Here is a 14,038-nt window from a genome sequence, read left to right on the forward strand (position 1 = left end):
CCCCTCTCACCCCAGACTTTATCTTGATCAAAGACGCAAGCGAGCTTGCTCACGAAGGTGCCAGTGCAGTCGCTGGATGTCTTCTGGATAGCTACTCACCTGTCGGTCAGGTGTACACCGAACTTGTGGGAGCGAGCTTGCTCGCGAAGAGGCCAGTGCAGTCGCTGAATGTCTTCTGGGTAGCTGCTCACCTGCCGGTCAGGTGTACACCGCACTTGTGGGAGCGAGCTTGCTCGCGAAGAGGCCAGTGCAGTCGCTGAATGTCTTCTGGCCGTTACTCCGTCTGCCGATAAGGCAGCGCGCTGCGCGCGTCCTCGGCATAGGCCATTACGCCAACTCGCTCCTGCTCCAGAAACTCGCTGACCGCGTCTTTCAGGCCTGGGTGCATCAGGTAATGCCACGAACGGGTGATCTGCGGTTCGAAGCCGCGGATCAGTTTGTGTTCGCCCTGCGCACCGGCGTCGAAGCGTTGCAGGCCGTGGGCGATGGCGTAGTCCATACCCTGATAGAAACAGGTCTCGAAATGCAGCCGGTCAAACTCGGCCAGGCAGCCCCAGTAGCGCCCATAGAAACTGTCGTCGCCAATAAGGCTGAAAGCCATCGCCACAGGCCGTGAGCCCTGCAGCGCGATGACCACACGGATCGATTCGGGCATGCGCTCGGCCAGCAGGCTGAAGAACTCACGCGTCAGGTAAGGCGCCTGCCCGCGCACCTCGTAGGTATTGGAGTAGCACGCATACACGAAGTCCCACAGCACTTCGCTCATCTGCGCGCCTTCGAGCCATTCAAACTCGATGCCCTGCCCGGCCACCTGCTCACGCTCCTTGCGCATCTGTTTGCGCTTGCGCGAACTCAATGCGTCGAGAAAATCCTGAAAATCGCGGTAGCCGCGATTCTGCCAATGAAACTGGCAGCCGATACGTTGCAGCCAGCCCGGCTGGGTTTCAAGCAAGGCATCGGCCGCCGGATCGGTAAAGTTCACGTGCGCGCTCGACAGTCCCTCACGTTGCAGGTACGCCGGCAGCTCGCCGAGCAACTCGATGCCACCCTGAGGCGTCGCGGACAGAATCCGCGAACCGCCGACCGGGCTGAAAGGCACGGCGACCAACAGCTTGGGGTAGTAGGCGATGCCAGCACGACGGCAGGCGTCTGCCCAGGCGTGATCGAACACGTACTCGCCATACGAATGCCACTTTCGGTAGGCCGGCAACGCCGCCACCAACTGATCATTTTCGTAGTGCAGCACGTGCTCGGCACGCCAACCTGATCGTGGTCCGAGACTGCCGCTGTCCTCCAGCGAGCTGAGAAACGCATGCCGCAGGAATGGCTGATTGCCAGGCACCAGCGCATCCCACTGGGCAGGCGCGACGGTGCCGAGGCTGTCGATTACGTGAACAGGCATGCAGGTTCCCCGATAGGCAGACAGGGTGAAGAATATCCCTTATTGAGCCGTCATGTTCATCGCCTCCGCAATCTGCCTGGAAAGAATGATCGCGAATTGGTTGATCGCCTGCTCACGCTCACGGGAGATCACGCCAATCTGCTCGAGGTACTGCTGATCGGATTGCTGGTCAGGCGGCAACTCATCCAGGGCCACCAGGCGCTGATTGAAAGGCTGCTTGATCGGCTCGAACTCCGGGGCGTAACGAATTTCCAGATAACTCATCCAGAACTCCCGGGCAATCATCGACTGGAAAAACTCAGGGGTGGCTTCGCGATCGATGATTTCGTTGTAAGCCGCCTGCAAATCCGCTTCGCTCACCTTGGCAATAGCGCGGAACCACATGGTTCGCGGCTGGCCCGGCAGTTCAAGCCGCGCTTGCAAACCGACGCGGTAGGCCAGGCGTACTTCGACCTCATCGACCCTTTCGCCGCTCGCCTGACGAAACGCGATATCGCGCAGGGCAATTTTCTCCACCTGGTCCAGACGGTCCAGACTGCGGGTCATCCTGAACAGCTTGTGTGGCTGCGCGGACGCCGGCGTGGATGACATGATCGAGAACAGCTGGACGCGCACTTCCATGTCGCCGAACACCAATGCCAGTCCATCGCCACACGTCTGCGGGTGCGCGGCAACATCGAAGAGCTGGGCACGCAGCTCGGCGTTGACCGACGCCGATTCGATCATCGACCAGACTCGCGCAATCAGCTCATCGCGGCTACTTGAGAAGTCGGCAGAGTGCGTCAGATCGCTCAGCATCTGAAAAAAATCCGCAGACCCGACACAGGCGCGCAGGTCTTGCCACAGCCTGATGCGGGTATTCACCTGCTCACGATTCAGGCCTGCAAGCCACGGCGCACTGTCAGGTCCGGCCTCAACCGGATTGACACTCTGGCTGACACCCCATCGCGGGCGAAGCCTGCCCTCGCGAAACAGCCTGATGCGTTCCAGCGTGGGCGAATTCAACGGATTGCCGTTCAGATGCAGGTGCAGGCGCGAGGAACTGAGGGAGCGCTCGATGTTATCGAGTTCATCGATGGATATTTCCGAGATGCGATTGTCGCGCACATCAATACGAATCAGCTCAGACCGCAGCCAGTTCCACGCCGGCAATGCGCTAATGCCGGTGCCGCGCAGAAACAGCAGGCGCAGCGAGTTCAGTGCGGTGATGGGGACGTCCGAGCCGAGCGAGCAAAAATTGAGGTCCAGAATTTCCAGCCGGTTCAGGTTCTGCAACGCGACGTTGGCGGACTCTGTCCAGATCAGCGGATTGTGGCTGATGGACAGCTCTGCAAGCTGAGGCATTTGCCCTATCGAGGTCGGCAAGGATCGCAGGTCATTGAAGTCCAGGCTCAGCGAACGCAGCCTATTGAAGTTTTTCAGCAATGCATTCGCTTGTGAATCGGTAAGCTGCATGGCGCGGACTTTCAGCACCGCCACATGGTCGAAGTTGGCCGTGATATCCGGTAGCTCTCCGATACGCAGATTATCCAGATCGAGCGCATACCCTAAAAAATCACCCTGAAAGTTTCGGCACTGAAAGCTCAAGCGTTTCCAGCAGTCGTGAATGCGCGTCGCGGCGACCTCCCTCGGCCTGCGCAACGAAGAAAAGGGCGTTTCCGCAACCCAGGTGTCCAGGGTAACCTGAAGCGTTCGCAATTCATCGGCGAGGCCGCTCAGTCTTTGCCGGACGAAAGTCGACAACTCCCGCGCCGGCCCGGTGTGTTCGGCGCGTAACGCGCTCAGGAAGCCGGACACTTCTGCATCGGAAAAACCCGGGTACAGACTTCTTACCGCAAGCTCCGGCGAGTGCCTGGACGCGCCAATGCCCAGACGACGAAAGAAACCTCGCAACCGTCCGCTCAGCGGGTAGCCGATACGACCATGGGGCAAGCGCTGCGGCCATTTGATACCCGGCTTGATCGACTGCAATTGCAAGATGGCAGCCATGCGCTCACGTCGTTCGACTGCCGTATTGCGCAACAGACTGCGCAGTTGCTGCTCATCCGCGCCATCAGGCAGCTGAATGTCGAGCCGAACCTGTTCGGGAAGCGCCAGCAACAACGCCCTGAAAAACTGCTGATCGATTTCACCGAGCGACTCACCTGACGGATCGAAGCACTGAACACCCGACTCGGTGCTGACCAGCAGCCGATGCGATGAGGCCTGATCGCTGTCGAGACTGGCAATTTCGTCGCCCTCCAGCGAATCCTTCAGCAGATCGATCGATACATCACCCCGCCAGCCTGGCACGTATTGCAGCATGCCCAGCCCCGCCGCCTGCGTGTCCAGATTGTCGGTTACCGCCCGATAGAAGCCTTCGTTGGCGCGGTTTATCCGCAGTTGCTGCTGGTACTCGCGGGCATGCTCGGCAAGTGTCAGAGGAATGCGTTTTTCCGTGGTCATCCGCGCTTTGTCAGCGTCGCTGGCCATGCCGATGAGTTCGAGCGCCACGCTGCTCGGCAAGCTGCCGAAGTCGCGCTGTATCAGCTGAACATGCGGGTCATCGCTGCGATCCTTGAGCGCCTGCACGTCATCCAGCAGGCGCCCCACGTGCGTCTGGGCGTAATCGGCCAGATAGCGTTTGAGGCCGCGCAGTTGAACGGCCTTGTCGGCACTGTCGCTCCCGGTCAGACGAGTGACTTCATCGGCGGGCAGACTTTCCAGCAACTGGCCGAGCACTTGACTGAGGTGCCCGGTCGGCCCTGTGACATGGGACGACAGCGTCATCTGCGATCCCGCGTTCCAGGATTCCAGCAGCGCCCCTTGGGCGTCGATGAGTAACAGGCCGCGGGGCTCATGCCAGCGCGGTGACGACACCAGCAGTTTCAGCCACGGCTCAAGATGAGAAACATGGACCTCAGACACGTCGGCGGCCTGAAGAGCGTCGATGCAGACGTGCAGCTGCCGTTCTGTTTCAACGCGCTGAATCGCGTCCTTCAGCAAGGCCGGAGGCTGGAGGTTCTCGACATGTATCTGGCGCAGCAACGCCTCGTGGGTGCCGGTGATGCGCAGGACTTTCTGAATGTCTTCTTCCGGGAGCGCATGACACGTCGGGTTCAGGCGCCTGAACGCCGTTACCTCATCCCAACCCATGGGGTTTTCCCATTCATGGCGCCAGGCGCCGGCACCGTTGTGCTTGAGCTTCGGCGCGTACGAACGCTCATTCAAAGGATGCCTGACGCGCCATTGGGTGCCGGCGGCATCGGACTCGACGCGATACAGTTTGCCGTCCAGTGGCAGCCAGGTCTTGCCATCGTGCTCATAAAGCCCAAGGGCGTTGCTGCTCAGGTTGTCGGGCAACGACACCGCATGCGCATAGGCATCGATGCTCGGCTTGCCGAGACGTACGGCCCCGTCGACACGCCGTTGCACCAGGCTTTCGATGAACATCGAGGGTTGCAACCCGCTCACCGCGCCCACCACGCCGCCTACCACCAGCATCTGTGCAACGTTTTCGCCGATGTTGTAGACATGTTGCATGGCGTCTTCGACTTCATCGTGCTTCCAGTCTTCGTAAGCGACGAACGCTTCGCTGGCGAGCTGATAGAGGGCGACCACGGACATGATTTCACCCAGCACCGGCACAAAGAACCCGGCCACGTTGAGCAGGTTCATGCCATTGTTTTCAAGGCTTTCGATCAGTGCATCGTGAGCCTGCTGGTCCACCTGAGCGGAAGGCACCGCGATAGCCTTTGAGTCGTCATAGGTTTTGGCCAGCAAATGGTCGTACAGCAGCTCGAATGGCGGTTTCGAGAATGGCTGTGCCTGCACGACCAGGTCGGCGTCGGGGTCCAGCTTGCGATCCCCGGCCGGATACAGCCGCGCGTCCAGTTTGGTAAAAAATGCCGGAGCCTGGCTGAGGCTGACGAAACGGCTGAAGTAGCGTCGATAGTGTTCGCCGCCCAACGCCGTCACCAGCCAGGCGTTGAAGGCCCGCAACGATGCGAACTGCTTGATCGGATGCGAGGGCTCGGAAGGCAGGTAGACCAGACAAGGACCGTCATCGGGCCTGGCGCCATCTTGCTGTATGAGCAAAGCACCCCGTAACAGCGAGCCGGGGAACGTATAGGTGTCGAGCATGTGCAACTGGCAATAACGCACGCCCTTGCCATCCCATCGCGGCTGGTCAACGGACTTCACCATGTCCAGCAGGGTCTGGTACGCCGCTTCCGTGATATCGCCTTTCATCACAGCGATATGCGCAAGCACCTCGACGGCAGCCCGCTCGCTGTCCATGAATGCGCTGGCAACCGCTTGCGCAGCCGGGCCTGGCGGCTTGAACACGCTGTCCAGATGGGTCTGATACTGACGGCCCAGATCCAGCTCATGGCAAAAATCAGCGAACTGCTCAAGATCGATCGCCTGACGGTCGCGGTATTCCACCTTGTAGCGGCGCTGGGCGCTGTCGATCAGCCAGTAGCGCAGGCCACCTGTACGCAGGATTGCCGAGTAGGGATCGAAGCGGCTTCTGTTGCTCGGAGCGAAGTTCTGCAAGGCCGCCTGGAGCAAGGTCTGCTCGAGCGGGGCCGGGTTCCAGGTGCTGTCGTAGCGCCAGGTCATCAGTTGAAAGGCTTCAACGTCAAGGTCGAGCTGGAAACGTTCGACAAAGGCTTTCGACAGCAAGGGCGCTGCAAACTGCTGCGCCGATAACAGCCGGTTGCGCACCGGCTCCAGCGCCTGCGCGTAACGGCGGGCGCCTTGCTGGCTGGCATGCAGCGCCTGGCGCAGTGCCGTGGGCGCAGCCACATACCAGTCTGGCAAGTTGAGCCTGATGAATTCGGTGTTGGCGTGCTCCGCTTCGAACGGCGCAGAGTCCTGCGGTGGAGGCGTTACAGAGGCGTGTGCAACGGACGATTCTAGTGTTTCAAAGGGGTTGTATCTGAGGGTGAACATGGTCGATACCGCTAATGGCTTTGTGAATAGCCAATACGATAAAGACCCAACGGCCTGCACATGACATAACGGGATATGACAGGTAGCGCCCGTCTCGAGAGCGCTACCCGTCGAACGCGATCAGCGCTTGCGCAGAATCACGCTGCCGATCGAGTAACCAGCGCCGAACGAGCTGAGTACCGCCAGCGCGCCTTGCGGCAAGTCATCCTGATAGGTGTGAAACGCAATCACCGAACCCGCCGAACTGGTATTGCCATAGGTGTCGAGAATCACCGGCGCTTCTTCGACGCTGGCGTCGCGGCCCAGCAGCTTCTTGACGATCAGATGGTTCATGCTCAGGTTGGCCTGGTGCAGCCAGAAGCGTTTGACGTCAGTGATGTTGATGCCGTTGTCCTGCAAATGCGCAGCGACCAGCTCGGCGACCATCGGGCACACCTCGCGGAATACCTTGCGGCCTTCCTGCACGAACAGTTTGTCCGGCGCACTCTGGCCCTCGTCCGAGGTACGGTTGAGGAAACCGAAATTGTTGCGGATGTTGTTGGAAAACTGGGTCAGCAGCCGGGTACTGACGATATCGAACTGATAAGGCGATGTGGCAAGGTCGGCGCGCTCGACCACCACCGCCGTGGCGCCGTCACCAAAGATGAAGTGGCTGTCACGGTCACGGAAATTAAGGTGCGCGGTGCAGATTTCCGGGCTGATCACCAGCAAGGCGCGAGCCTGACCCAGTTGCACGCTGTTGCAGGCTGCCTGAATGCCGAAGGTGGCCGACGAACAGGCCACGTTCATGTCAAACCCGTAACCGGCAACACCCAGCGCCTGCTGAATCTCGATGGAAATCGCCGGATAAGCCCGTTGCAGGTTGGAGCAGGCAACGATTACACCGTCGATGTCGGCAGCGGTTTTGCCGGCGCGTTGCAGCGCCTGTGTGGCGGCAGCTACACCCATCTCACAGAGGATCGACCATTCGTCATTGCTGCGCTCCGGAAGGTTGGGCTTCATGCGCTGCGGATCGAGAATGCCCTCCTTGTCCATGACGAAGCGGCTTTTGATACCCGAGGCCTTTTCGATGAAAGCGGCGCTGGATTCACTCAGCGCCTGCACGTCGCCACGTTCGATAGCGGCGGCATTATCGCTGTTGAACTGTGCAACATAGGCATTGAAAGACTGCACCAGCTCTTCGTTGGAGATGCTGTTGGCCGGGGTAAACAGGCCTGTGCCGCTGATGACGACGTTGTGCACGGTCGTTCCTCTCTTATTGAGTTGCAGGTAATGACCTGCTCAGGCACGGCAATCGAAGGCCCACTGCTTTTTGGGACCTGCGTACCAGTGCGACTGTAAAAGCTGCCCGTAACCGGGAGCAGCATTTCATGACACGGTGAAGACAGGCGCGGAGTGTGCCACAGAGCCCGGTTTTGGCGCTATCGGGCCAATGAATATAGGCACGATAGACGCCTTTTACTTCGTGACAGAAAGCAGCGGATCAGCTCTCCACCTGACTCCACTGCTTGCTCAACCGTTTGTCCGACACCGGCATTTTGGTGCCCAGTTGCTGGGCGAACAGCGAAACGCGGTATTCCTCCATCCACCAGCGGTACAGCGCCAGTTCCGGGTCGCGCTTGCCTTCTTGCGCGTGCTTGTCGGCGCGTGCCTGGTATTGCGTCCACAGACCTGCCAGCTCGATGCTCCACACCCGGTCCTTCTGCACCTGAGACGGCAGTTTTTCCAGACGCATCTCGATGGCCTTCAGATAACGCGGCAGCTCCTTGAGCCATACCGCCGGGGTCTCGCGGACGAATCCGGGGTACACCAGCTTGCTCAGTTGCGCCTTGATATCGTTGAGCGCCACCGCCTGGGACAGGTCGATCTTGCCTTTGAAGCGCTTTTGCAGACCGTGCCACAGCTTGAGAATTTCCAGCGTCAGCTTCGCGAGCCGCTCGGCATGCTCGGTCCAGTCGGCGCGCTTGCGTTCAGCCAGTGACAGCAGGCCGGCACCGTCGCGCGGCAACTCGGCTTCACCTTCCAGCACGCAACTGTCGAGACTGGCCAGCAGGATGTCTTCGATCAACGCATCAATGCGCCCCAGTTCGCGATGCAGCAAGGCCAGCTCGGTCTGCCCCGGCAATTTGTTGCGCAGAAACTTGGCGGGTTCGGCCAACTGCTGCAACAGCAAACGCTGCAAGGCGCGGCGATGCTGATACTCGGCCTCGGCCTGGGTCGAGAACCGGCCTTCCTTGACCGCGCCGCCCTCTTCGACCAGCGCCGGATAAACTGTCATCGACAGCCCGGCGATGTTCTGCTGGGTTTTCTGCGCCACCGCTGCAAAGGCCTTGGCCTGCACCGGCTGCTGGCTTTTTGCGGTTTGCGGCACGGCCAGCGCGGCCTGGCTCGCCTCGGCAAAGCGCGCGGTCAGCTCGGCCAGATCACGCCCCTCACCGAGAAACTTGCCGCTGCCATCGACGATTTCCAGGTTCATTTTCAGATGGCCTTCAAGCTGCTGTGCCGCCTCGGCCCAGGCTTCGTCGCTGACCCGCACGCCGGTCATGCGCAGCAGTTCACGGCCCAGCGCCTGAGGCAACGAGCCTTCGCCGAAAGTAATGCGCTGCAACGCCGCCTTGATGAAATCCGGGACCGGCACGAAGTTCTTGCGCACCGCCTTGGGCAGGTTGCGGACCAGCGCGATGCACTTGGTCTCGAGCAACCCCGGCACCAGCCACTCAAGGCGCTCGGCAGGCAGCGACAGCAACAACGGCGCGGGAACGCGTAAGGTCACGCCGTCACGCGGGTGATTGGGTTCGAAGTGGTAGCTCAGCGACAGGCTCAGGTCGCCCAGCCGCAGGGTGTCCGGATATTGCGCGGCGGTGACTTCGCTGGCCTCGCGCGCCAGTACGTCCTCTTCGCGCATGATCAACAGCTGTGGATTCTTCTGGCTTTCGGTTTTGTACCAGCTGTCGAAGGTGGCCGTCTGATGAATCTCGACCGGAATGCGTGCTTCGTAGAAGCTGTACAGGGTGTCTTCGTCAGCCAGAATATCGCGGCGTCGAGCCTTGGCTTCCAGCTCGTCGAGCTGTTCCAGCAAGCGGGTGTTGGCGCTCAGGCACTTGGCTCGCGACAGGATATCGCCACGCACCAGGCCTTCACGAATGAACAGCTCGCGCGAAACCACCGGGTCGATCGGCCCGAAATGCACCGGGCGACGGCCCACCACGATCAGGCCGAACAGGGTGATCTGTTCGAACGCCACGACCTGCCCGCGCTTTTTCTCCCAGTGCGGCTCGAAGTGGTTTTTCTTGATCAGGTGGCCGGCCAGCGGCTCGATCCAGTCCGAATCGATCTTGGCGACCATGCGCGCGTACAGTTTGGTGGTTTCCACCAGTTCGGCGGTCATCAACCACTGTGGACGCTTCTTGCCCAATCCGGAGGACGGGTGAATCCAGAAGCGCCGCTGCCGTGCGCCGAGGTAATCGCCCTCGTCGGTCTTTTGCCCGATCTGACTCAGCAGACCGGAAAGAATGGCCTTGTGAAACTTCGGGTAATCGGCCGGCTCCTTGTTGACCGTCAGTTGCAGGTCGCGACAGATCAGGCTCAATTGCCGATGGGAATCGCGCCACTCACGCAGGCGCAGGTAATTCAGGAAATTGCGTCGGCACCAGTTACGCAGCGGGCTGGCGGTCAGGGTCTGGCGCTGCTCTTCGAAGCCGCGCCATAGATTGACCATCCCGGCGAAGTCCGAGTCGGCGTCCTTCCATTGCGCGTGGGCCTGATCCGCAGCCTGCTGACGCTCGGGCGGGCGCTCGCGCACGTCCTGTACCGACATGGCGCTGGCGACGATCAGCACTTCCTGCAGGCTGCCCTGCTTCGCCGCTTCCAGCAGCATGCGGCCCATGCGCGGGTCCACCGGCAGACGCGCCAGTTGGCGGCCCAGCGGGGTCAGCTGATTCTCGCGGTTGACCGCCGAGAGCTCCTGCAACAGGTTGAAACCGTCGCTGATCGCCTTGCCGTCCGGCGGCTCGATGAACGGGAAGTCGGTGATCTCGCCCAGGCGCAGGTGCAGCATCTGCAGGATGACCGCAGCCAGGTTGGTGCGCAGGATCTCGGGGTCGGTAAACTCCGGCCGACCGTTGAAATCCTCTTCGCTGTACAAACGCACGCACAGGCCGGGCTCGACCCGTCCGCAACGGCCTTTGCGCTGGTTGGCGCTGGCCTGCGACACCGCTTCGATCGGCAGGCGCTGGACCTTGGCGCGATAGCTGTAGCGACTGATGCGCGCCGTACCGGTGTCGATCACGTAACGGATGCCCGGCACGGTCAGCGAGGTTTCAGCGACGTTGGTCGCCAGTACGACGCGACGACCAGGGTGCGATTGAAAGATACGCTGCTGCTCGGCCGGCGAAAGACGCGCGTACAGCGGCAGAATCTCGGTGTGCCTGAGCTGCGCCTTGCGCAGCACCTCGGCGGCATCGCGGATCTCGCGCTCGCCGGGCAGGAACACCAGCACATCGCCTGGGCTCTTGCGCTCGCTGCGCTCGAAGGCCGCCAGTTCGTCCAGCGTGGCCAGAATCGCCTGATCGACGGTCAGGTCCTCTTCAACGCTGTTGCCGTCTTCGTCCTGCTCGCTGGTCAGCGGGCGATACCAGACGTCCACGGGGAAGGTACGCCCGGACACTTCGATCACCGGCGCATCGTTGAAGTGCTCGGAAAAGCGCTGCAAGTCGATGGTCGCGGAAGTGATGATGACCTTCAGGTCCGGACGACGCGGCAGCAGGGTTTTCAGATAACCCAGCAGGAAATCGATGTTCAGGCTGCGTTCGTGGGCTTCGTCGACGATGATCGTGTCATAGCGCTCGAGAAAGCGGTCATGCTGGGTTTCGGCCAGCAGAATACCGTCGGTCATCAGCTTGATCAGGGTATTGCTGTCGCTCTGGTCCTCGAAACGCACTTGATAGCCGACCAGCGCACCCAGCGGCGTACCGATTTCCTCGGCAACCCGGCTGGCCACGCTGCGGGCGGCGATCCGGCGCGGCTGGGTATGACCGATCAGACCGTGCTGACCGCGACCGATTTCCAGGCAGATCTTCGGCAACTGGGTGGTCTTCCCGGAGCCAGTCTCGCCGGCAATGATCAGCACCTGGTGCTTGAGCAGCGCCTCCTTGATCTCGTCACGCTTGGCCGCGATGGGCAGGTTATCGTCATAACGAATCGCCGGCACACTTTCACGCCGCGCCGTGACCTGCGCACAGGATGCCTGCACGCGCGCAACCCACTGCGCCAGCTTCGCCTCGTCGGGCTTTTTGCGCAGGTCGTGCAACTGACGGCGCAGACGATGACGTTCGCTGATCATCGCTTGGTCGAGGTTTTTCAGAAGTTGGTCGATAGAGGGCGATTCGTCGGTCATCAGGCGCGCAGGGTCTTTTTTCAAATGGCAGATGCGGATTGTCGCAGATTGCGGTGGGTCGTGACGATGGTCTGAGGTTCGGGCAGTACGCAGTATCATCCACTGGACTCCCCCTGGCGCTCAGATCCATGCACAAATCTGACTGCCTATCGTGCCAATGCTCCGCGTTGGCATGCAGTTCGTGACGCTCTGCGTCACAAATCTTCAGTCTGGCGAGACCGCGCGCATAAATGAAACTCAGGCTTTAGTGGGCCTGCATCTCGTAAAGCCTTAAGCAAGCGTCAACGTTGTAATGTGTGACACGGAGCGTGAGGAGCGAGAAGTGTCCGGGAGAACACTTCTCGTGACGATGCGCCTGGCGTGGAAATGAACGTCAATCCGGTTTCGGGCCTGCTCTTACTTCTTCACACCCAGTTTCTTCAATTCCTCATCACGCAGCTCGCGACGCAGGATCTTGCCGACGTTGGTGGTTGGCAGCACGTCGCGGAATTCGACGCTGCGCGGTACTTTGTAGCCGGTCAGGTTGGCGCGCATGTGCGCCATGACCTGTTCCTTGGTCAGGGTCACGCCCGGTTTGGCCACCACGAAGACCTTGATGGTCTCGCCCGACTTCTCGTCCGGGACGCCGATCGCCGCGCATTGAAGAACGCCGGGAAGTGTCGCCAGCACGTCTTCCAGTTCGTTGGGATACACGTTGAAACCGGAGATCAGGATCATGTCTTTCTTGCGATCGACAATGCGGATGTAACCATCAGGCTGGATGATCGCGATGTCGCCGGTCTTCAGCCAGCCCTCGCTGTCGATCATTTCGTCGGTCGCTTCCTGGCGCTGCCAGTAGCCTTTCATGACCTGCGGCCCCTTGATGCACAGCTCGCCGGTTTCACCGAACGCCAGCTCGTTGCCCGCATCGTCGATCACCTTGCACAGGGTCGACGGCACCGGAATGCCGATGCTGCCCATCTGCACGTGCTGAGAAGGATTGACCGTGGCCACCGGGCTGGTCTCGGTCATGCCGTAGCCTTCACAGACCTGGCAGCCCGTCACCTGCTTCCAGCGCTCGGCAGCAGCCTGCTGCAAGGCCATGCCGCCGGACAAGGTGACTTTCAATGCCGAGAAATCGAGGTTGCGGAAGCCTTCGTTATTGCACAGGGCCACGAACAGCGTGTTAAGACCGACAAAGCCGCTGAACTTCCATTTCGACAGTTCCTTGACCATGGCCGGCAGGTCACGCGGGTTGCTGATCAGGATGTTGTGATTGCCAAGCAGCATCATCGCCATGCAATGAAAGGTGAAGGCATAGATGTGATACAGCGGCAGCGGCGTGATGATGATCTCACAGCCTTCGTCCAGATTTGACGCCATCAGCGCCCGGCATTGCAGCATATTGGCGATCAGGTTGCGGTGCGTCAGCATTGCCCCCTTGGCCACACCGGTGGTGCCGCCGGTGTACTGCAGCACGGCAACATCGGCGCTGCCAGGCGACACCTCGGTCACCGGCTGACCACGGCCCTTGCCAAGCACATCGTTGAATTTGACGGCCTTGGGCAAGTGGTAGGCCGGGACCATTTTCTTCACGTACTTGATGACGCTGTTGATCAGCAAGCGCTTGAACGGTGACAGCATATCGGCCACTTCGGTGACAATCACCTGCCTGATCTGCGTCTTGGGTACGACCTTCTCGGCCAGATGGGCCATGTTTGCCAGGCACACCAGCGCCTTGGCACCGGAGTCGTTGAACTGGTGTTCCATTTCCCGCGCGGTGTACAGCGGGTTGGTGTTGACCACGATCAGCCCGGCGCGAATCGCACCAAAAACGGCAATCGGGTACTGCAATACGTTGGGCAGCTGCACGGCGATACGGTCACCCGGCTGCAGGTCGGTATGTTGCTGAATCCAGGCGGCAAACGCGCCGGACAGTTCATACAGTTCGCAGTAGGTGATGGTCTTGCCCAGGTTGCTGAACGCCGGCTTGTCGGCGAAGCGCTGGCAGGACTGCTTCAGGACCGCCTGGACGTTAGGGTACTCGTCGGGGTTGATATCGGCAGGGATACCGGACGGGTACTTGTCCTTCCAGAAGTTATCAATCATTCAGTCGGCTCCGTAGCGATAGCGAATTCTTCACATCGCCTGAAGCGATGATTTTCTTGTGCTTGGAATTATGCAGTAGACGCTTTTTCCGCTTTATGACTGATCAAAAAGCGCGCCGAGAGTAGCAGCTTTGCCAAAGGTCGACTAGAGGCAGAAGAAGGCTGAACAGTCACTAATGAGACTAAAAAATAACAAATGGTCACTTTAAATACACTTAA

Annotated in this window: 5 protein-coding genes; all 5 read right to left on the reverse strand. The window is 60.2% G+C overall.

The genetic code is table 11. The features are described from left to right. Positions 1 to 274: 274 nt before the first annotated feature. The 5 genes from P406_RS06665 to fadD1 all read right to left on the reverse strand — a co-directional run bounded on the left by P406_RS06665 (position 275) and on the right by fadD1 (position 13,820). Positions 275 to 1,402 (reverse strand): GNAT family N-acetyltransferase, encoded by a 1,128-nt coding sequence (locus P406_RS06665; RefSeq protein ID WP_046235735.1) that lies wholly within the window; start codon positions 1,400 to 1,402, stop codon positions 275 to 277. A 39-nt stretch (positions 1,403 to 1,441) separates the two neighbouring features. Beyond that, positions 1,442 to 6,337, reverse strand: a complete 4,896-nt coding sequence (locus P406_RS06670) for an NEL-type E3 ubiquitin ligase domain-containing protein (protein ID WP_046235736.1) — start codon at positions 6,335 to 6,337, stop codon at positions 1,442 to 1,444. A 120-nt stretch (positions 6,338 to 6,457) separates the two neighbouring features. Next, positions 6,458 to 7,579: a beta-ketoacyl-ACP synthase III gene (locus P406_RS06675; RefSeq protein ID WP_003412820.1), complete on the reverse strand. Its 1,122-nt coding sequence runs from the start codon at positions 7,577 to 7,579 to the stop codon at positions 6,458 to 6,460. A 241-nt stretch (positions 7,580 to 7,820) separates the two neighbouring features. Beyond that, on the reverse strand, positions 7,821 to 11,732 hold the full coding sequence (hrpA, locus tag P406_RS06680; RefSeq protein WP_046235752.1) for an ATP-dependent RNA helicase HrpA: 3,912 nt from the start codon (positions 11,730 to 11,732) through the stop codon (positions 7,821 to 7,823). A 396-nt stretch (positions 11,733 to 12,128) separates the two neighbouring features. Further along, positions 12,129 to 13,820, reverse strand: coding sequence for a long-chain-fatty-acid--CoA ligase FadD1 (gene fadD1, locus P406_RS06685; RefSeq protein ID WP_046235737.1), 1,692 nt, complete (start codon positions 13,818 to 13,820; stop codon positions 12,129 to 12,131). Positions 13,821 to 14,038: the final 218 nt, after the last annotated feature.

Origin of the sequence: Pseudomonas syringae pv. coryli str. NCPPB 4273 (genome assembly GCF_000972175.1) — a bacterium.
Classification (GTDB): domain Bacteria; phylum Pseudomonadota; class Gammaproteobacteria; order Pseudomonadales; family Pseudomonadaceae; genus Aquipseudomonas; species Aquipseudomonas syringae.